Origin of the sequence: Mycobacterium sp. RTGN6 (assembly GCF_033804605.1) — a bacterium.
Lineage (GTDB): Bacteria > Actinomycetota > Actinomycetes > Mycobacteriales > Mycobacteriaceae > Mycobacterium.
Genome location: NZ_JAPZKZ010000002.1, coordinates 373661 through 393656 on the forward strand (window position 1 = coordinate 373661; position 19996 = coordinate 393656).

Here is a 19996-nt window from a genome sequence, read left to right on the forward strand (position 1 = left end):
ACTAGCCCAGCCAATCCAGAACAGCGGCCGCGGTCCACGACTGTTGCATGCTGCCGAGCGGCTCGCCGGAGAACGGCTCGTAGTACTCGGCGAAGGTGCCGTCGCTGGCCTGGCGCAGCCCCTCCCGGCGCAGCTTCGTAGCCCGCTCGGCCCAGCCCCGGCGCGCGAAGCACCAGGAGAACAGCCACGTCATCACCGGCCACACCGGCCCCCGCCAGTACTCACGCTGGCGGAAGTCACGCGAGACCGGCGACGTCGACGGGATCAACGCATACTTCATGTCGGGGTGCCCACAGAAGCGCGGTCCTTCGAGCAGCCGCAACAACGCCCGCTCCTTGTCGTGTGGAAGGCCGCCGCACAGCAGCGGCGCGAACTGGGCGACCGTCTCGGTGGCCACCCACTTCTCCGCGCGGACGTCGTAATCCCTTGCTGCCCCGGTCCGTTCGTCAGTCGTGTCGACGACCCCGGTACGGAAGCGCTCGGCCCATCCGTAGAGGTCGCGCACGTCGGCGTTTGGACGCTTGTAGTCCTCGCCGATCTCGGCCAGCACGGTGCACGCCACCGACAGGATGGCCGAAACGAACACGTCCTCGACTTGGAAACTCATCACCTTGCGTAGAAGCTCGTCGTCATAGCGCGCCGACTTCATCTCCTCGAGCAGCCACAAGTAGCGGTCGTACTCCACGTCCGACGGGCGCTGGCTGGCGTCGGTATTGATCTTGTTGTCCTCGCGTTGATACTCGGGCACATTGCCGGGCACCACATTTGCGTACGCGCTGTCCCAGCGTGGTGAGTTGTCCATGCCGGACTCCCAGCCGTGATACAGCGTGACCCGACCGTGCCCGTTGGGATCCCGCGCCTCCGCCAGCCACCGGTGCCAACGCACCAGATCGGCCCACCGCCGGTCGAGGAACGCCTCGGCGACGGCACGCGTCGACCGACCGCGGGTGCGCGCGTGGTCGAGGATGCGCTGAACGGCGATCGCGTGCACCGGCGGCTGAGTGATGCCGGACGTGTGCCGATTTCGCGGGGCGTTCGCGGCCAGCGCCGACGTCGCCCAGCGCGCGGGCCCGGGGAAGTACCCGTCGACACCGTTGGCGAAGACGATGTGCGGGATCATCCCGTTGCTCCACTGCGCCGACAGCAGCGTGTCGAGTTCGACGACGGCCCGCTCGACGCTCAGCGGGGCCAGCCCGATCGACACGAACGCCGCGTCCCAACTCCACATGTGGGGGTACAGCAACGGTGCCGCAGTCGTCATCGTGCCCAGGTCATTGCCGCGCAACAAGTAGGCGGCGCGGGCCGCGAGCTGCGTCGGCGCGAAGGTCGGGTCGGGTGCCATCAGGTTCCATGATGCGGCGTCGGCGCGGAAAACGCAGGTCGGTAGGGTCGGTTCCCGTGCCTACGGCGATGATTACCGGAGCCGGCGGAGGGCTCGGCAGTGCCATCGCCGCTGCGCTCGCCCCCACCCACACACTGTTTCTGGCAGGCCGGCCGTCGGAGCGGATCGACGAGGTCGCCGAGCGGTTCGGCGCCACCACGTGGCCCGTCGACCTGGCCGACCCCGACGGAATCGACGCCATCGTCGAGCCGATCGTCGAACTCGACGTGCTGGTCCACAACGCGGGCGTCGCGTACCCGGCCCGGGTCGCGGAGTCATCGGTCGACGAGTGGCGCGCCACGCTGGCCGTCAACGTGGTCGGGCCGGTGGCGCTCACGCTCGCGCTGCTGCCTGCGCTGCGGGCGGCCGGCGGCCACGTCGTCTTCGTCAACTCCGGCGCCGGGATCAACGCCTCCCCCGGGTTGGCGTCCTACTCGGCGAGCAAGTTCGCGTTGCGCGGGTTCGCGGATGCCTTGCGGACCGACGAGCCCGGCCTGCGGGTGACGTCGATCCACCCAGGACGGATCGCGACGCCCATGCAGGAGGACCTCATCGCCTACGAGGGCCGCGAGTACCGCCCGGAGCAGTTCCTGTCGCCGGAGACGGTCGCCGCAGTGGTTGCGCAGGCGGTCGCGGCGCCGCCCGACGCGCACGTCCACGAGGTCATCGTCCGCCCCCGCTAAAGAACGATGTTCACCAGGCGGCCGGCCACCACGATGATCTTCTTTGGCGTGGCTCCGGCCAGGAACGCCGCGACCTTCTCGTCGGCCAGCGCCGCCGCCTCCAGCGCATCGGCGTCGGCGTCGGCGGCCACGGTGACCCGCCCGCGCACCTTCCCGTTGACCTGCACCGGGTACTCGATGGTGTCCTCCACCAGGTAGGCCGGATCGGCCACTGGGAACGGTCCACGCGCCAGCGAGGTCTCGTGGCCCAGCCGCTTCCAGAGCTCCTCGGCGAGGTGCGGGGCCAGCGGAGCCACCATCAGCACCAGCGGCTCGACGGCCGCGCGAGCGGTGACTTCCTCCTTGGTCAGATGGTTCGTGTACTCGATGAGCTTGGCCGCCGCGGTGTTGTTACGCAGCGCGATGTAGTCCTCGGAGACGCCCGCGATGGTCTTGTGCAGCAGCCGCAGCGTCTCGTCGCCGAGCGCCTCGTGGTCGGCGACGCGCTCGAGGCCCGTCTGCTCGTCGATCACCACGCGCCAGACCCGCTGCAGGAAGCGGTGCGCGCCGACGACGTCCTTGGTGGCCCACGGCCGCGACGCCTCCAGCGGGCCCATCGACATCTCGTAGACGCGCAGCGTGTCCGCGCCGTACTCGTCGCAGATCTCGTCTGGGGACACGGAGTTCTTCAGGCTCTTGCCGATCTTGCCGAACTCCTGGTTGACCTCGACCTCGCCGTCGGGCCCGGACCAGTAGAACTTCCCTTCCCGCTCAACGACTTCCGCGGCGGGCACGTAGCTGCCGCGGGAGTCCGTGTAGGCGAACGCCTGGATGTAGCCCTGGTTCACGAGCCGCCGGTAGGGCTCGCGGGAACTCACGTAGCCGAGGTCGTAGAGCACCTTGTGCCAGAACCGCGAGTACAGCAAGTGCAGCACCGCGTGCTCGACGCCGCCGACGTAGAGGTCGACACCACCGGGATCGTCGACGCCATGCTCGGCCTGCCGAGGCCCCATCCAGTACGCCTCGTTCTCCTTGGCGCAGAACGATTCCGAGTTCAGCGGGTCGGCGTAGCGCAGCTCGTACCAGGAGCTGCCCGCCCACTGCGGCATCACGTTGGTATCGCGGGTGTAGCGCTTGAGCCCGTCCCCCAAGTCCAACTCGACGCTTACCCAGTCGGTGGCCTTCGCCAGCGGCGGCGACGGTTCGGTGTCGGCGTCGTCCGGGTCGAACTGCACCGGCGCGTAGTCGGCGATGTCAGGCAGTTCGACGGGCAGCTGCGCCTCCGACAGCGCGTGGGCCCGAGCGTCCTCGTCGTAGACGATGGGAAACGGCTCACCCCAGTACCTTTGGCGGGCGAACAACCAGTCGCGAAGCTTGTACTCGACCCGGGCGCGGCCATGGCCGTCGGCCTCCAGCCGCGCCACGATCGCCTCCTTGGCCGACGCGACGCTCAATCCGTCGAGATAGTCGCTGTTGACCAGCACGCCGTCGCCGTTGTACGCCGCCTGGGTCACGTCGCCGCCGCTGACCACCTCGATGATCGGCAGCCCGAACTGCGTCGCGAACTCCCAGTCGCGCTGGTCACCGCTGGGCACCGCCATGATGGCGCCCGTCCCGTATCCGATCAGCACGTAGTCGGCGATGAAGACCGGAATGCGTTGCCCGTTGACCGGATTGGTGGCGTATGACCCGGTGAACACACCGGTCTTGGTCTTGTTCTCCTGACGCTCCACATCCGACTTCGCCGCAATGGCGGCGCGATACGACGCCACCGCCTCGCCGGGCGTGGCCGCATCGTAGGTCCACCTCGGGTCAACCCCGTCCGGCCAGTTCGCGGCGGTCAGTTGCTCGACCAATGGGTGCTCCGGCGCGAGCACCATGTACGTCGCTCCGTAGAGGGTGTCCGGCCGCGTGGTGAACACCTCGATGTCGCCCGCGTCGGTGGCGAACTGGACCTGCGCACCGGTCGAGCGGCCGATCCAGTTGCGCTGCATGGCCTTGACCTTGTCCGGCCAGTCCAGCACCTCGAGGTCGTCCAGCAGTCGATCGGAGTAGGCGGTGATGCGCATCATCCACTGCCGCAACCGCTTCCGGAAGACTGGGAAGTTGCCGCGGTCGCTGCGGCCGTCGGAGGTGACTTCCTCGTTTGCGAGCACCGTGCCCAACCCAGGGCACCAGTTGACGATCGAGTCCGACTGGTACACCAGCCGGTACGAGTCGACGACGTCGGCCCGTTCGCCGACCGAGAGCTCGGCCCAATTCCGAGCACCGGCGGGCAGGAGCGCGGCGACCCGGGGATCGAGTGAGTCGAGAACCCGCGCACCCGAATCGAACTCGGCGATCAATTCGTCGATGCGGCGGGCCCGGTTCAGCGCCGGGTCGAACCACGCCTGGTAGATCTGCAGGAAGATCCACTGGGTCCACTTGTAGAAGTCGACGTCGGTGGTGGCGAAGCTGCGCCGCGAGTCGTGGGCGAGCCCCAGCCGGCCCAGCTGACGGCGGAAGTTGACGATGTTGGCCTCGGTCCGCGTGCGCGGGTGCGTGCCCGTTTGCACTGCGTACTGTTCGGCGGGCAGCCCGAAGGCGTCGAACCCCAAGGCATGCAAGACGTTGCGCCCCGTCATCCGGAAGTAGCGCGCGTAGACGTCGGTGGCGATGTAGCCAAGTGGGTGACCGACGTGCAGCCCTTCACCCGACGGGTACGGGAACATGTCCTGCACGAACATCTTGTCGGCGGGCACGCCGGCGCCGTCGGCCGGTGCGAGCGAGCCAACCGGATTGGGCACGTTGAACGTGCCCAACAGGGCCCACGTCTCCTGCCACGCCCGTTCGAGCTCGTTCGCCAACTCCGCGCCGTAGCGATGCTGCGGCGTGTCGGCCTCCGCGTCTGTCACGTGAACAGGGTAGTCAACGGCCTCCGAGGTGCCTGCGGCCACGGCTTGGTATCGGTTTCGTTTCAGACCGGTCAGGGCATGGTTGCAGGTCGATTCCGGCCCTAGTGGCAAACCCGGCGCGGTGGATACAGTCGGCGCCTGGCCATGGGCACACGCAGCCCGAAGCTATCCAGGAGAGTTCGGAAGGACCGCCGTCAGATGTTCGAGAACGCCCGCCGTTGGGGGCTTCTAGCTGGAGCACCCGCCGCCGCAATGGCCGTCGTCGTCGGCTTCGCATGCGCCACTGCGTCGGCCGATCCCGTCGTTCCGCAACCTCCGCTGCCCGCACCCGCGACGGTGACGCAGACCGTCACGCTCGCTCCGCAGGCCGCGGGGCTGAACGTCGCCACCCCAGCCGCGCCTGCACCGGCCACCATCGTCCCCGCGACGTCGGTGACCATCGCCGACTTCCTCAAGAGCAAAAACGTCGGGCTCGAACCGCAGAAGGCGGCCGACTTCAAGGCGCTCAACATCGTGCTACCGATGCCGCAGGGCTGGAGCCACGTACCCGACCCCAACGTGCCCGATGCCTTCGCCGTGATCGCGGACCGCGTCGGCGGCGACGGGCTGTACACCTCCAACGCCGCGCTCGTCGTCTACAAGTTGGTCGGCGACTTCGACCCCAAGGAAGCCATCAGCCACGGCTTGATCGACAGCCAGCAGCAGCCGGCGTGGCGGGCCACGGACGGGTCACTCGCGGACTTCGGCGGCATGCCGTCGTCGTTCATCGAGGGCACCTATCGGCAGAACAACTTGACGCTCAACAGCTCTCGCCGTCACGTCATCGCCAGCTCCGGCCCCGACCGCTTCCTGGTGACCCTGACGGTGACCACCAGCGCGCAGGTGTCCGTCGCAGCGGGCGACGCCACCGACGCCATCCTCCGCGGGTACAAGGTCACCTCACCCGATGCGCCACCGGCCGCCCCGCTCGCCGCGACCCCTGCGGCCCCAGTCGCCGCCGCACCCGCGCTACCCGTCTCGGCCCCGGTCAACCAGCTGCTGGGCACGCCGCGTTAGACCCGGGGGCTGCCCGACCCTCGGGCGCCTCGTATTCTGAGGCCATGTTGATCGCCGCGGTGCTGTGCCTGTGCGCCGCCGCCGCGACGACCGCTTTGGGGCTGTGGTCGCTGGCCCGGCCACGCGTCGGCGACCCGGTGGGTCAGGTGCTCCGCGCCGTCGCGCCCACCCAGCTGGCCGCGGCGACGATGCTCACGGCCGGTGGCCTCGTCGCGCTGGCAACGCCGCAGTCGACCGGCCTGCTGGTGCTGGTGGTGTGCGTCGTCGGGGCAATCAGCACGGTCGCGGCCGGCTGCTACCAGAGCGCCAAGGTCGTCGCGCAACGTGAGGCTGTCGCCAGCTGCACCGGTTCGTGCGCGTCCTGCACCTTGTCCTGCAACTGACGTACTGCCGCTGATGCCGATGCCGCGCCGGTTGCGGCTCCCCGCGGACCCGTTCATCGTCACGCTGCTCGGCGTGGTCGCGCTGGCAGCGCTGTTTCCCGCCTCCGGCCGCTTCGGCGACGTGCTCGCCATCGTGACGAAGATCGCGATCGCCCTGCTGTTCACGCTTTACGGCATCCGGCTGTCGCCGACCGAGGCGTGGCATGGGCTACGGCACTGGCGGCTGCACCTGCTGGTGCTCGGTGCGACGTTCGTCGCCTTCCCGCTGCTCGGGCTGGCCGCCCACGTGTTGGTGCCCTCGGTGCTGACCCCCGGGCTCTACACCGGCGTGCTGATGCTGTGCCTCGTCCCGTCCACCGTGCAGTCGTCGATCGCGTTCACCTCGATTGCGCACGGCAACGTGCCCGCCGCGATCGTCAGCGCGACGCTGTCCAACATGTTGGGCGTCGTGCTGACGCCGCTGTTGGTGGTGCTGCTGGTGCACACCGCCGGCACGGCCCGGGTCGACGGTTCGGCGGTGCTCGACATCGTGGTCCAGCTGCTGTTGCCATTCGTCGTCGGGCAGCTGCTGCGGCCGTGGCTCGCGGGCCCGGTGGCTCGCCATCCGGTCGTGACGAAGGCCTTCGACCGCGGTTCGATCCTGTTGGTGGTCTACACCGCCTTTTCGTTGAGCATGACGCAGCACGTCTGGAGCACGGTGAACGCCTGGCGCCTGCTCGGCGTGCTGGCCGTGTGCGCGGTGCTGTTGGCGATCATGCTGGCGCTGACCGTCGGCGCCGCGCGGCTGTTCCGGCTGAACCGAGCGGACATGGCGGTGCTGTTGTTCTGCGGTTCGAAGAAGAGCCTGGCCTCTGGGCTGCCCATGACACTGGTCCTGTTCGGAAGCGGCGCTGGGCTGATCATGTTGCCGCTCATCATCTTTCACCAAATACAGCTGGTGGTGTGCGCGGCGATCGCCACCCGCATGTCGCGGACCGCGCCCGAGGCTAGTTCCGGCTGACGTCGATGGGGTGGGTGGCCAGCACGGACAGCGGCAGCGGCTGGCGGCGCAACACCCGCGCCCACAGATCGACTCGCGGCTCGACGAGCACGTCGGATGGCAACGCCGACAACACGATCCAGTCGTCGCGCTCGATCTCGCCGTCGAGCTGTCCCATGGTCCAGCCGGAGTACCCGGCATAGATGCGGACGCCCTCGACCGCGGGGGCGATCGAGTCGGGGTCGGCGTCCAGGTCCACCATCGCAATCCGGCCCTGCACGGGCCGCAACCCCGGCACGTCGCCGGCGTCGATGCCGACCCGCACGGCGGCCAGGCACAGCGCCGCGTCGCGCTTCACCGGTCCGCCGATGAACATCGTCTTCGGCTTGGTGGCCAGCTTCGCCCACTGCGGCAGCACGTTGTAGACCGCGGTCTCACTGGCCCGGTTCAGCACCACTCCAAGGGTGCCGCCGTCGTTGTGTTCGACGATGTAGATGACGCTGCGCCGGAACGTCGGCTCGAGCAGATCGGTGTTGGCGAGCAGCAGTGTTCCTGCGCGCACGCGGTGCGCCGTGGGGGCGAGGTAGTCCTCCGGATCTTCTGACTGCGCCACCTCACCATCATGGCACCAGCGCCGCCTCGTCGTCGCGAACGGGCGCGGCCTGCCGGGATATTTGTAGGGTTGTCCGGGTCCAGCTCGTACGCCCCCGAACACCGACCAACGAGATCGGATTCCACGTGGCTAGCCCGCATGCGATCGTCGCCCTCTGGCGGTCGGTTCATGCGCTGCCCGAACTGCGCAGGCTGCTGGAGCTGCGCGCCGTGAGTTCGTTCGGCGACGGGCTGTTCCAGGGTGGACTAGTCGGGGCACTGCTCTTCGACCCGGAAAGGGCCGCGAACCCCTGGGAGATCGCCGGATCCTTCGCCGCGCTGTTTCTGCCCTACTCGCTGCTCGGTCCGTTCGCGGGTGCGCTGCTCGACCGGTGGGACCGACGTGGCGTGCTCATCGTCGCGAACCTCGCCCGAGCGGTGTTCATGGCTGCGGTGGCACTCCTGCTCCTGTTCCGCGTGGACCAGGTGTGGATCCTGCTCGGCGCGTTGATCGTCAATGGGTTCACGCGGTTCGTCACCTCGGGGCTGTCCGCGGCACTGCCACACGTGGTGCCGCGGGAGCAGGTGCTGACGATGAACTCGGTGGCAACGGCCGTCAGCGCTGCGTCCCTGTTCTTCGGGGCGATCTCCATGCTCGGGCCGCGCTCGGTGTTCGGGGCAGGCGCCGGTGGTTCGGCGACCGCCGTGTTCATCGCCTCTGCGGCGGTGGCGCTGGCGTTCTACTTGTCGGTCCGGTTCGCGCCGCACGTGCTCGGTCCCGACGACTCGGCCCGCGCCGTGCACGGCTCGGTGGCCTACGCGGTGGCCACCGGTTGGGGGTATGGCATCCGGACGGTGGTCGCCGTGCCCAGCGTGGCGGCGACGCTGTCGGGGATCGTCGCGCACCGCATCGTGTTCGGCATCAACACGCTGCTGGTGTTGGTCCTCGTGCGGCACACCGGTTCGGTAAGCGTGGCGGGCTTCGGCGTGGCTGTGCTGTTCGGCACGGTTACCGGGCTGGGCTCGTTCCTCGCGAACTTCCTCACCCCGTTCGCCGTGCGTCGCTGGAGCCGGTACGTCACGGCCAACGTCGCGCTCGCGGCGGCGGTGGTGGTTCAGCTCGGCGGAGTGGGCCTGGACCTTTCGGTCATGATGGTGTGCGCCTTTCTGCTGGGCGCCGCGGGGCAGTTCGTGAAGCTGTGCGGCGACTCGGCGATGCAGCTCGACGTCGACGACGCGCTCCGCGGTCACGTCTTTACGGTTCAGGACGCGCTTTTCTGGGTGGCGTTCGTCGGCGCGATCACCGTGGCCGCGTCCGTCATTCCCGTCGACGGACACTCGCCCGCACTGGTGGTCGCCGGCGCGGTGGCCTACGTCGTTGGGCTGGCGGTGCACGCCGCCGTGGGGCGCGGCCGCACCGGGGCGTCTGACCGAGCGGGGCTAGTGTGACGCCATGGCTGGCGCGGATTCCGTCGTAGCCGACCTTCGGGCGGAGAGCGACGAACTCGACGAACTCGTCGCGGCACTCCCGGAGGAAGCGTGGCGAACGGCCACGCCCGCGCCAGGCTGGACCATCGCCCATCAGATCGCGCACCTGTGGTGGACCGACCGAGTCGCGGTGGTCGCGGTGACCGACGAGGCCGGATTTGCCGCACAACTCGAGGCGGCTGCCAAGAACCCCGCCGGCTTCGTCGACGAGGGCGCCGAGGAGCTCGCCGTCACTCCGCCCGCGGACCTGCTCACGCAGTGGCGGCACGAGCGCGCCGTCCTGCACGACGAGCTGCTGCGGGTCGCGGACGGTCGCAAGCTGCCGTGGTTCGGCCCTCCGATGAGTGCGGCGTCGATGGCGACCGCGCGGCTGATGGAGACCTGGGCGCACGGCCTGGACGTCGCCGACGCGCTCGGCGTGAAGCGCCCGGCCACCGCCCGGCTGAAGTCGATCGCCCACATCGGGGTTCGGACAAGGGATTTCGCCTTCGCGGTCAACGGGCTGCCCGCACCCGCCGAGCCGTTCCTCGTCGAGCTGCGCGCCCCGGACGGATCGACGTGGTCGTGGGGCCCGGCCGACGCCGCGCAGCGCGTGACCGGGTCGGCCGAGGACTTCTGTCTGTTGGTGACGCAGCGCAGGCCGCGCGCGGAGCTCGACGTGACGGCCGTCGGCGCCGACGCGCAGAAGTGGCTGGGCATCGCGCAGGCGTTCGCGGGCCCCCCGGGGCCGGGCCGATGAACTAGCGCGCGTCCCACCAGTCGAGCACCCGCATGCCGGACAGGGTGAGCCACTTCGACGGCTCGCCCTCTGGCACGTCGACGTCGAACCACACTCGCCCGCGCAACGTTTCGCCCTGCAGCCACGTGCCGTCGGCCTGGCGCGCCGCGCGCACGAGCTCGATGGCCTCCGCCATGCGGGGATCCGGCGCGGTGCCGTCGACCAATGCGGCTTCGCGGAAGTACTCGGCTGCGTTGAGCACGCTGTAGCACCAGCGCCAGGGGTATCGGAACCGGTCGACCCACGGCGCCACGGGTGCACCGGTCGAAAGCCGGCGGAGCAATCCCCGCTGCAGCAGGTACTCCTCGCCACCGCGACGAGCCGCGCGTGAGGCGTCCGTGCCACAGGTCGCGGCGTCGTAGGCGAGCAGCCCCTTGAGCGCGTTGAGCGTCGAGTGGAACGACGACCGAGTCGACCCCTCCACCCACTCGCAGTTCCACCCGCCGTCGGTCAGCCGATGCTCGACGAACCAATCGACCAGCCCGCCGACGTCGACATCGAGCCACACCCCGTTCGCGACCGTCCACGCGTTGATGCAACAGTCGACCTCGCCGCCCCAGTACGGCAGGTCGTCGTACTCCCAGCGGCTGTGTTCGGCGAGTAGTTCGGCGGTGCGACGTTCGCGGAGCACGTCGGGGGCCATGCCCCACTCGCGCAGCGCGTTGAGCGTCCACGTCGTCGCGGTCCACGGCTGGCCCGACCGCTCCACGTCGTCGAAGTCGAAGTCGGAGGGGAAGAACGCGCCGCCCGCCCACTGCCCGGTGGGCTCCTGTTCGGCGAGCAGCCGCGCGCCGTAGCCCTCGGTCGCGATGCGCGCCCGCGTCGCCTGCCACACCTCGGGCGGGGCGCCGCACAGGTCGCGCTCGACCTGCCAACGCAGCGCCGGGTCGGAGTCGAGCAGCCACTCGATCGGGTTGTCGACCAACATGATTCGACTTTAGCTCGCGGAGTCGGCGGCGCCATCGGAGTCGGTGTCGGAGAGCGTGACGTCCCAGCGTCCGTCGCCGTCGGTGTCGACGTAGGCCCGATCGCCGGCGAGCACCCGATCTGCCGACCCGTCGCGATCCACGTCCAGCAGCCGGTCGTCGAGCGCCCCGTCCCCATCGAAGTCGAGCACCGGACCACCCGTGGACTCGATGCCGTCGAGCCCGAAGAACCTCAGCTGCCCGCCACGTTCGACGCTGACGGCCCACGTCCCAGAGCCGTCGTCGGTGTAGCTGGCCTCGCCGACGCCGTCGTCGTCCAGATCCAGCACGACGTGATCGGCGAGCCCATCACCATCGAGGTCGGCGATGGCGTCGTCGATGCGGCCGTCGCCGTCGAAGTCCAGCGCAAGCGCGTCGAATGCACCGTCCCCGTCGAGGTCCAAGTCGGGTTCTGCCGACCAGATGCTGGCCGCGCCGTCACCGTTGCCCATGCAGTAGTCCACGACTACTTGGACGCGCGGCTAGCTCCTGGCGTTCCACCAATTCAAGAGCTCCGCCGTGGCCTCTTCGCGGCTCAGCGGTCCCCGGTCGAGGCGCAGCTCCTTGAGGAACCCCCACGCCTGTCCGACCAGCGGGCCGGCCGGGATCCCGAGCAGTTCCATGATCTCGTTGCCGTCGAGGTCGGGCCGCACCCGCTGCAGATCCTCCTTGGCGGCGAGCTCGGCGATGCGGTGCTCGAGGTCGTCGTAGTCGGCCTGCAGCCGCTGAGCCCGCCGCTTGTTGCGCGTCGTGCAGTCGGCCCTGACGAGCTGGTGCAGCCGCTCGAGCAGCGGTCCCGCATCGGTGACGTAGCGCCGCACCGCCGAGTCGGACCACTTGCCGTCGCCGTACCCGTGGAAGCGCAGGTGCAGGTACACCAGCTGCGAGACGTCGGCGATCATCTGCTTGGAGTACTTCAGCGCCCGCATCCGCTGGCGGGTCAGTTTCGCTCCGACCACCTCGTGGTGATGGAAGCTCACCCCGCCGTCGGGCTCGTGCTTGCGCGTCGCGGGCTTGCCGATGTCGTGCAGCAGCGCCGCCCAGCGCAGCACCAGGTCGGGGCCCTGTTTCTCGAGGTCGACCGCCTGACGCACCACCGTCAGCGAATGCTGATAGACGTCCTTGTGCTGATGATGCTCGTCGATGGCCATGCGCATGGCGCCCACCTCCGGCAGCACTACCTCGCCAAGGCCCGTCTGCACCATCACGTCGATTCCGGCGACCGGGTCCGCGCCGAGGATCAGTTTGTCCAGCTCGGCGGACACCCTTTCGGCGGTGATGCGGCCCAGCTGCGGCGCCATCCGTTCCATGGCGTCGCGCACCCGCGGCGCGACGTCGAAGCCGAGCTGCGACACGAACCTGGCCGCCCGCAGCATCCGCAACGGATCGTCGCCGAACGACACCTCGGGGGCCGCCGGCGTGTCCAACGTGCGCGTCCGCAGCGCGCCGAAGCCGCCGAGCGGATCGAGGAACTCGCCCGGACCGGTCGCCGTGATGCGCACTGCCATCGCGTTGACCGTGAAGTCGCGTCGCACCAGGTCGTCTTCGAGCCGGTCGCCGAACCGCACCTCCGGGTTGCGCGTCACCCCGTCGTAAGCGTCGGCGCGGAACGTGGTGATCTCGAGCCGGTCGTCGCCCTTGCCCACGCCGACGGTCCCGAACTCGATGCCGGTGTCCCACAGGGCGTCCGCCCACGCGGCGACCGTGCGCTGGATCTGTTCGGGACGCGCGTCGGTGGTGAAGTCCAGGTCGGTCCCCAGCCGACCGAGCAGTGCGTCGCGCACGCTGCCACCGACGAGGTACAACTCGTGACCTGCGGCGCTGAACAGTCGGCCGAGTTCGGCGAGGACGTCCGCGTGCCGGTTCAGCGCCACCGCGGCGGCGGCGAGCTGCGCGGCGTCTGCTTGGGAGTCGTTCGGCACGTTTGGTGATCTTTCCATCGAGGACATGGTCCTCACCGCGCGGCTCACAGCACCGTAACGACTCGGCATAGGTAGTGCGTCGCGGCGAGTGCGAGGCAGGGAGAAACGCCCGTGGCAGCTACTATCGCTTGGGTGTCGGAGGGCGAACGGGCCAAACCAAGACGGCGCCGGGGACGGCGCCGCGGCCGACGCTCCGCAGGCCCCCCCGATTCGAACGCCCAGAGTCCATCTTCGGCGAACGGCGACCGCCCCGCCCAACCGGGCCCCACTCCAGCTGACTCCAAGCCCCGGCCCCGGCCCGGCCATCAGGCCCCCGCCCGATTGCGCACCGTGCACGAGACGTCCGCGGGCGGCCTCGTCATCGACGGGCTCGACGGCCCCAAGGATGGCCAGGTGGCCGCCCTCATCGGCCGCCTGGACCGCCGCGGCCGGGTGCTGTGGTCGCTGCCCAAGGGGCACATCGAGCTCGGTGAGACGGCCGAGCAGACCGCGATTCGCGAGGTCGCCGAGGAGACCGGAATCCAGGGCAGCGTGCTCGCCGCGCTCGGAAGCATCGACTATTGGTTCGTGACCGAGGGCAGGCGCGTGCACAAGACGGTGCACCATTACCTGATGCGATTCCTCGGCGGTGAGCTCTGCGACGACGACGTGGAGGTCAGTGAGGTGGCCTGGGTGCCGCTCAAGGAGCTGCCTGCGCGGTTGGCGTACGCCGACGAGCGGCGCCTCGCCGAGGTCGCCGACGATCTCATCGACAAGCTGCACGAAGGCGGCCAGGATGCGCTGCCGCCGCTGCCGCACTCCTCGCCGCGGCGCCGCCCCCAGACGCACTCTCACACCCGCAACCGTCGTCCCGACGACGCCCCCCAGCCCCAACCCGGTCGGCGGGCGAACGGCTGCGGCCAAGGACCATGAGGAACCCGGCGGCCCTGGCACCACTGCCGACGCTGCTACGTTTCCTGGCCGCCGTCGCGTTGGTGACGCTCATTGCCGCACCTGCCATCGCGCCCCGAGCGGCGGCCGGTGAACCCGGGTCCGGGTCATTCCTGTCGATCCGCATCGACAGCGTCACCCCCGAGGTCGTCAGCACCACCAGCGACGCCGTCGTCACCGTGGTTGGCACGGTGACGAACGTCGGGGACCGGCCGGTGCGCGACGTGATGGTGCGGCTCGAGCACGCCGCGGCCGTGAGCTCGTCGCCGCAGCTGCGCACCAACCTGGCCGGTCCCGTCGAGCAGTACGAGCCGGTCGCCGACTTCATCACCGTGGCGCCCGAGCTCGAGCGCGGCCAGCACGTGCCGTTCACGCTGTCCTACCCGCTGCGCTCGAGCGAGTTGCCATCGCTCGACATCACCTCGCCCGGCATCTATCCGACGCTGGTCAACGTCAACGGCACCCCCGACTACGGCGCTCCTGCACGGCTCGACGACGCCCGCTTCCTGCTGCCGGTGCTCGGGGTGCCGCCCGACCCGAGCACCGACACCGGCGACACGCTGTCGGCCGTCGTGCCACCCGACACCTCCCGCCCCGTCCGGATGACCCTGCTGTGGCCGCTCGCCGACAAGCCGAGGCTGGCCGCGGGTGTCCCCGGCGGCACGGCCCCGGTCCGGCTGAAGGACGACGACCTCGCGGCGTCGCTGGCCGCGGGCGGCCGGCTGGACACCCTGCTCGGGGCGATCGACTTCGCCACCAGCCCGCCCGTCGACCCCGGTGGGCAGATGCGCAGCGCGGCCTGCCTCGCGGTCGACCCGGACCTGCTCGTCACCGTCAACGCGATGACGGCCGGCTACGTCGTCAACGACAACCCGTCGGGCGGGATCAGTTCCCCCACCACGCCGGGCACCGGACAGGACGCTGCCATCGACTGGCTGAACCGGCTCAAGGCGCTGACGCAGCGGATGTGTGTCACGGCGACGGTGTACGCGCAGGCCGACCTCGGCGCGCTGCAGCGCGTCAACGACCCGGGGTTGAGCACGATCGCCACAGGCGACGCGGCCGACATCGTCGACCAGATCCTCGGCGTCAAGTCTGTCCGCGGCGCGACGCTGGTCGGCGACGGCCCGTTGACGGGCCCGGTGGCCGAACTGCTCGCCGGGCTCGCCCAGCAGGGCCAGACCGTCGCGATCGCCGCGGGCGAAGTCACCGAACAGGACTCCGCCACCGGCGAGGGGCCACGTGTCGACGTCACGCCGCGCCGGTACACGCCTGCGCTGGTGAGCGCGCCGTTCGACCCGACGCTTGGGGCGGCGCTGGCCGGCGCGGGTACGGAGCCGACGGTGCCGGGCTACCTCGACGCGTCGCTCGCGGTTCCGGTCAAGCACGACTCGACCGTCGCGCGCCGTCAGGATGCGCTGTCCGCACTGCTGTGGCGCGGCCTGCGGCCGGACGCCACACCGCGCACCCAGCTCGCGATGCCGCCGATGGCGTGGAACCTCGGGCCCGACGACGCCCAAGCGATCCTCACCTCGGTCGCTACGTCCATCCATGCCGGGCTCGCGGTTCCGCGGCCGCTGACGGCGGTGATCGCGGAGAGCCTCGCGATCCCGGTTCAGGACGCCCAACCCCTGCCCGGTGACGCCATCGGCAACCCCAACGCCCAGTTCGGCGACGGCGTCACCTCCTCGATCTCGGGGGTGACCGGTCGACTGTGGGGCCTGACGGCCGCGCTCACCGACGACGAGCGGACCGGGCTCACCGGTGTGCAGTACACGGCGCCGCTGCGTGAGGACATGCTGCGCGCGCTGAGCCAGTCGGTACCGCCGGACGCGCGAAATGGTTTGGCGGAACAGCGCATTGGGACCACCGCGGCTGCCGTCGACGAGATGTTTCGGGCGGTCACGGTGGTCAACCCAGGCGGCTCCTACACACTGGCCACCGAACGCAGTCCGCTGCCTTTGGCGCTGCGCAACGACCTGCCGGTGCCCATCCGGGTGCGGCTCGCCATCGCCGCCCCGCCGGGAATGACGGTGACGGACATGGGCGAAATCGAACTGCCGCCCGGCTTCCTTCCGCTTCGGGTGCCGATCGAGGTGCACTTCACCCAGCGCGTCGCCGTTGACGTGTCACTGCGGACCGCCAACGGGCTGGCGCTCGGCGAACCCGTGCGCTTGTCGGTGCACTCCAACGCCTACGGCAAGGTGCTCTTCTTCATCACGCTGTCGGCGGGCGCGGTGCTCGTGCTGCTCGCCGGGCGACGGTTGTGGCACCGCTTCCGTGGGCAACCCGACCGGGCCGACCTCGACCGGCCCAGCCAGCGCGGCCCAGCCGACAAGTCCGACCCACTCGACGTCGCGATCGCCCACGCCCCGGACGACACGTGACCTCGGCTTCCGCCCGATCCGGGCCGCCGAAGCCAGCACAACTCTCCGACGCCGCGGTGGTGTCGCGGTCGTGGGGCATGGCGTTCGCCACGCTCATTAGCCGGATCACCGGCTTCACCCGCATCGTGCTGCTGGCCGCGATCCTCGGCGCCGCGCTGTCCAGTTCGTTCACCGTGGCCAACCAGCTGCCGAACCTGATCGCCGCGCTGGTGCTCGAGGCGACGTTCACCGCGATCTTCGTGCCGGTGCTGGCCAGGGCGGAGCGCGACGACCCCGACGGCGGCACCGCGTTCGTGCGTCGGCTCGTCACGCTGGCCACCGCGCTGCTGCTCGTCGCGACCCTGCTCTCGGTGGTGGCCGCGCCGCTGCTGGTGCACCTGATGCTCGGCGACGACCCTCAGGTAAACCGCTCGCTGACCACCGCCTTCGCCTACCTGCTGCTGCCGCAGGTCGTCTTCTACGGGCTGTCCTCGGTGTTCATGGCGATCCTCAACACTCGCAACGTCTTTGGCCCGCCCGCATGGGCGCCGGTGATCAACAACGTGGTCGCCATCGCGACGCTGCTGGTGTACCTCGCCGTCCCGGGCGAGTTGTCGGTGAATCCGGTCGAGATGGGCAACGCCAAGCTGCTGGTGCTCGGCATCGGCACCACGCTCGGCGTCTTCGCGCAGGCGGTGGTACTGCTGCTCGCCATCCGTCGCGAACGGGTCAGCCTGCGCCCGCTCTGGGGGCTCGACGACCGGTTGAAGAAGTTCGGCGGCATGGCGGCGGCCATGGTGCTCTACGTCCTCATCAGCCAGGCCGGCCTGATCGTCGGCAACCAGATCGCCAGCACCGCAGCCGCTTCCGGCCCCGCCATCTACAACTACACGTGGCTGGTGCTGATGCTGCCGTTCGGCATGATCGGCGTCACCGTGCTGACGGTGGTGATGCCGCGGCTGTCTCGCAACGCCGCCGCCGACGACACCCCCGCCGTGCTTGCCGACCTGTCGCTGGCGACTCGGCTGACGATGATCACGCTCATTCCGATCGTGGCGTTCATGACCGTCGGTGGCCCGGCCATCGGCAGCGCGCTGTTCGCGTACGGCAACTTCGGCGAGGTCGACGCCGGCTACCTCGGCGTGGCGATCACGCTGTCTGCGTTCACGCTGATCCCGTACGCCCTGGTGCTGTTGCAGCTGCGCGTCTTCTACGCCCGCGAGCAGCCGTGGACGCCCATCGCGATCATCGTCGTCATCACCGTCGTGAAGATCGTCGCCTCGCTGGCCGCGCCCTACCTCACGGACGACAACGAACTCGTCGCCGGCTACCTGGGGCTGGCCAACGGGCTCGGCTTCCTGGCCGGCGCCACCGTCGGCTACGTCGTGCTGCGCGGCGCCCTCAAACCGCCGGGCGGCGCGTTGATCGACCTACAGGTGGTCCGGACCATCCTGGTCACCATCGCGGGGTCGCTGATCGCCGGGCTGTCCGCGTACGTCGTCGACCGGTTGTTCGGCCTCGAGGCGCTGACCACGAACTACGGTGGCGGCGGCTCGCTGCTCCGGCTCCTGGTGCTCGGCGTGATCATGTTGCCGATCGTCTGGGTGGTGCTGTGGTCCGCGAAGGTGCCCGACGCACACGCCGCGGCGGCCGCCGTGCGGCGCAGGTTCGGGCGCGGCGCCGGGTCCCATTCCGTGACGGCCCAACCGATGGGGGTCTCCGACAGGCCGCCTGGCCTGCCACCCCTGCCGTACGCTGATGACATCACGCGCCCGTTGCGTCTTTTTCCGCATCCCGCGGACCTGCGGCGCATCCCTCCGGCAGGGGTTGCCGGGGTAAGGACTCGGAAAGGACCAGCGGTGACCGACGACTCCGCGGGCGTACCCGGGTCCGAGAGCGGCGCGACCACCCGCATCCCTCGCCCCTCAGCCGACGACTTCCAGCCCGACGTGCCCGACGAGGTGCCGTACTCCGTAGCCGACCGGCCGCCATCGGACTTCGGCGGCAACCCCAGCCGGGAGACGCTCGCCTTCGACGTGCCACACGACGTGCCGCTCGATGCGTCGCTCGACGACGACGCCCACCTCATCCCAGGAGCCACCATCGCGGGCGGCCGTTATCGGCTGCTCGTCTTCCACGGCGGGCCACCGCACCTGCAGTTCTGGCACGCGATGGACATCACGCACGACCGCCAGGTGGCGCTCACCTTCGTCGATCCCGACGCGATGCTCCCCGAGCACGAAGTCTCCGAGATTCTTTCCCGCACGACGAAGCTGGGTCGCATCGACATGCCCGGCATCGCCCGAGTGCTCGACGTCGCGCAGACGGGGTCGGGTGGGCTGATCGTTTCGGAGTGGATCCGCGGCGGTTCCCTCGCAGAGGTGGCGGAGACCGCGCCATCCTCGATCGGCGGCGCGAGGGCCATCCAATCGCTCGCCGCAGCGGCCGAAGCCGCCCACCGGTCCGGTGTCGCGCTGTCGATCGACCACCCCGGCCGGGTGCGGGTCAGCATCGACGGCGACGTGGCGCTCGCCTTCCCCGCCACCCTGGCCACGGCCACTCCCGAGGACGACATCCGGGGCATCGGCGCCGCGCTGTACGCGCTGCTGGTCAATCGGTGGCCGCTGCCCGAGTCCGGCGTCCGCAGCGGAATGGAGCCCGCCGAGCTCGATCCGGCGGGCGAGCCGCTTGATCCTCGCGCGATCGACCGGGCTATCCCGTTCCAGATCTCCGCGGCCGCCGCGCGTGCGGTGCAAGAGAACGGCGGCATCCGGAGCGCGCCCACTCTGTTGAACCTCCTGCAGCAGGCCACTGCCGTCGCCGACCGCACCGAACTGATCACACCGATCGACGAGCCCGGCGAGGGCCCCGCTCGCTACCGCGTCGCCGCCGCCGACGACCCCGAGGCAAGCGAGCGCAAGCGCAAGGGGCTGTTCATCGGCATCGCCATCGGCGGAGCCATCCTCGTCATCGCGCTCGTCGTGCTGGCCACCGTGCTCAGCAGCATCTTCGGCGACGTCGGTGGCCCACTCAACAAGGACGAGCTCGGGCTCAACGCGCCGAGCAGTAGCACCAGCGCACCCGTCGACACCGACGTCGTGAAGCCCGTCAAGGCGGCGGTCTTCTCGCCCGGCGGCGAAGCCGACAATCCCGCCGACGCGGGCCTGGCGATCGACGGAAACCCGGCGACGGCGTGGCCAACGGACACCTACAGCGACCCGGTGCCGTTCCCCGGCTTCAAGGACGGCGTCGGGCTGATCCTGCAGCTGCCGCAGCCCACGAAGGTCGCGTCGGTGACGCTCAACCTCAACAGCACGGGCACGTCCATTCAGCTACGGTCCGCGGAGTCGGGCACCCCCGCGGCGCTGAGCGACACCACCGAACTGACGTCGCCGACGGCGATGAAGACCGGCTCCAACACCATCACCGTCGACAATGCGTCACCGACGTCCTACCTGGTCGTGTGGATCACCACGCTCGGCACCGTCGACGGCAAGAGCGAGACCGCCATCTCCGACATCATCGTCAAGTCCGCGTCCTAACCGCTCCCCATCCCCAGGCCGGCTACGTCGTTGGCACAGGTCAACGGCGGCAGCGAAAA

General features: G+C 69.9%; 15 protein-coding genes. 9 read left to right on the forward strand and 6 right to left on the reverse strand.

Annotated elements, in window-relative coordinates; genetic code table 11:
- Position 1: 1 nt before the first annotated feature.
- The gene (gene ggh, locus SLQ33_RS06075) at positions 2-1342 is read right to left on the reverse strand and encodes a glucosylglycerate hydrolase (protein WP_319452900.1); all 1341 of its coding nucleotides are present in this window, start codon (positions 1340-1342) and stop codon (positions 2-4) included.
- 56 nt (positions 1343-1398) lie between these two features.
- Here ggh and SLQ33_RS06080 point away from each other — a divergent pair, with 56 nt between their 5' ends.
- Entirely contained in the window at positions 1399-2064 is a 666-nt protein-coding gene (locus tag SLQ33_RS06080; RefSeq protein WP_319452901.1) for an SDR family oxidoreductase, read from the forward strand.
- Here SLQ33_RS06080 and leuS read toward each other — a convergent pair.
- On the reverse strand, positions 2061-4937 hold the full coding sequence (gene leuS / locus SLQ33_RS06085; RefSeq protein ID WP_319452902.1) for a leucine--tRNA ligase: 2877 nt from the start codon (positions 4935-4937) through the stop codon (positions 2061-2063). The two genes, SLQ33_RS06080 and leuS, sit on opposite strands and share 4 nt — an antisense overlap.
- A gap of 198 nt (positions 4938-5135) precedes the next feature.
- Here leuS and SLQ33_RS06090 point away from each other — a divergent pair, with 198 nt between their 5' ends.
- The 3 genes from SLQ33_RS06090 to SLQ33_RS06100 are packed head-to-tail and all read left to right on the forward strand — an operon-like array spanning position 5136 to position 7376.
- Complete coding sequence (locus SLQ33_RS06090; RefSeq protein WP_319452903.1) at positions 5136-5993, forward strand: LpqN/LpqT family lipoprotein; 858 nt, start codon at positions 5136-5138, stop codon at positions 5991-5993.
- Positions 5994-6037: 44 nt separating this feature from the next.
- Positions 6038-6376: a hypothetical protein gene (locus tag SLQ33_RS06095; protein ID WP_319452904.1), complete on the forward strand. Its 339-nt coding sequence runs from the start codon at positions 6038-6040 to the stop codon at positions 6374-6376.
- Positions 6377-6395: 19 nt separating this feature from the next.
- A complete protein-coding gene (locus tag SLQ33_RS06100; RefSeq protein WP_413467601.1) occupies positions 6396-7376 on the forward strand; it encodes a bile acid:sodium symporter family protein in 981 nt (326 codons plus the stop codon).
- Here the strand turns inward: SLQ33_RS06100 and SLQ33_RS06105 are convergent.
- Complete coding sequence (locus SLQ33_RS06105) at positions 7363-7968, reverse strand: YqgE/AlgH family protein (protein WP_319452906.1); 606 nt, start codon at positions 7966-7968, stop codon at positions 7363-7365. The genes SLQ33_RS06100 and SLQ33_RS06105 overlap by 14 nt on opposite strands.
- Positions 7969-8093: 125 nt before the next feature.
- Between SLQ33_RS06105 and SLQ33_RS06110 the strand changes: the two genes are divergently transcribed.
- Both SLQ33_RS06110 and SLQ33_RS06115 read left to right on the forward strand, forming a co-directional pair.
- Positions 8094-9395, forward strand: coding sequence for an MFS transporter (locus tag SLQ33_RS06110; RefSeq protein ID WP_319452907.1), 1302 nt, complete (start codon positions 8094-8096; stop codon positions 9393-9395).
- A 4-nt stretch (positions 9396-9399) separates the two neighbouring features.
- The gene (locus SLQ33_RS06115; RefSeq protein WP_319452908.1) at positions 9400-10173 is read left to right on the forward strand and encodes a TIGR03084 family metal-binding protein; all 774 of its coding nucleotides are present in this window, start codon (positions 9400-9402) and stop codon (positions 10171-10173) included.
- A 1-nt stretch (position 10174) separates the two neighbouring features.
- On the opposite strand, the gene SLQ33_RS06120 is transcribed toward SLQ33_RS06115, so the two are convergent.
- The 3 genes from SLQ33_RS06120 to SLQ33_RS06130 are packed head-to-tail and all read right to left on the reverse strand — an operon-like array spanning position 10175 to position 13117.
- Positions 10175-11140 carry a squalene cyclase gene (locus tag SLQ33_RS06120; protein ID WP_319452909.1) on the reverse strand — a complete coding sequence of 322 codons (966 nt, stop codon included), beginning with the start codon at positions 11138-11140 and terminating at the stop codon, positions 10175-10177.
- A gap of 9 nt (positions 11141-11149) precedes the next feature.
- On the reverse strand, positions 11150-11641 hold the full coding sequence (locus tag SLQ33_RS06125) for a pullulanase (RefSeq protein WP_319452910.1): 492 nt from the start codon (positions 11639-11641) through the stop codon (positions 11150-11152).
- A gap of 18 nt (positions 11642-11659) precedes the next feature.
- Positions 11660-13117, reverse strand: a complete 1458-nt coding sequence (locus SLQ33_RS06130; protein WP_319452911.1) for a CCA tRNA nucleotidyltransferase — start codon at positions 13115-13117, stop codon at positions 11660-11662.
- Positions 13118-13231: 114 nt separating this feature from the next.
- Here SLQ33_RS06130 and SLQ33_RS06135 point away from each other — a divergent pair, with 114 nt between their 5' ends.
- The 3 genes from SLQ33_RS06135 to murJ are packed head-to-tail and all read left to right on the forward strand — an operon-like array spanning position 13232 to position 19937.
- Positions 13232-14011: an NUDIX hydrolase gene (locus SLQ33_RS06135; RefSeq protein WP_319452912.1), complete on the forward strand. Its 780-nt coding sequence runs from the start codon at positions 13232-13234 to the stop codon at positions 14009-14011.
- Entirely contained in the window at positions 14008-16416 is a 2409-nt protein-coding gene (locus SLQ33_RS06140; RefSeq protein WP_319452913.1) for a DUF6049 family protein, read from the forward strand. Before SLQ33_RS06135 ends, SLQ33_RS06140 begins: the two co-directional genes overlap by 4 nt.
- Complete coding sequence (gene murJ / locus SLQ33_RS06145; RefSeq protein WP_319452914.1) at positions 16413-19937, forward strand: murein biosynthesis integral membrane protein MurJ; 3525 nt, start codon at positions 16413-16415, stop codon at positions 19935-19937. The genes SLQ33_RS06140 and murJ overlap by 4 nt, the downstream gene beginning before the upstream one ends.
- The last annotated feature ends 59 nt before the right edge of the window (positions 19938-19996 follow it).

Excerpts from the sequence above, each read along its gene's own strand:
- SLQ33_RS06090 (WP_319452903.1), top strand. The coding sequence starts at position 5,136 with ATGTTCGAGAACGCCCGCCGTTGGGGGCTTCTAGCTGGAGCACCCGCC.
- SLQ33_RS06120 (WP_319452909.1), bottom strand. The coding sequence starts at position 11,140 with ATGTTGGTCGACAACCCGATCGAGTGGCTGCTCGACTCCGACCCGGCG.
- SLQ33_RS06130 (WP_319452911.1), bottom strand. The coding sequence starts at position 13,117 with ATGGAAAGATCACCAAACGTGCCGAACGACTCCCAAGCAGACGCCGCG.
- SLQ33_RS06115 (WP_319452908.1), top strand. The coding sequence starts at position 9,400 with ATGGCTGGCGCGGATTCCGTCGTAGCCGACCTTCGGGCGGAGAGCGAC.
- SLQ33_RS06095 (WP_319452904.1), top strand. The coding sequence starts at position 6,038 with ATGTTGATCGCCGCGGTGCTGTGCCTGTGCGCCGCCGCCGCGACGACC.
- ggh (WP_319452900.1), bottom strand. The coding sequence starts at position 1,342 with ATGGCACCCGACCCGACCTTCGCGCCGACGCAGCTCGCGGCCCGCGCC.
- SLQ33_RS06100 (WP_413467601.1), top strand. The coding sequence starts at position 6,396 with ATGCCGCGCCGGTTGCGGCTCCCCGCGGACCCGTTCATCGTCACGCTG.
- SLQ33_RS06140 (WP_319452913.1), top strand. The coding sequence starts at position 14,008 with ATGAGGAACCCGGCGGCCCTGGCACCACTGCCGACGCTGCTACGTTTC.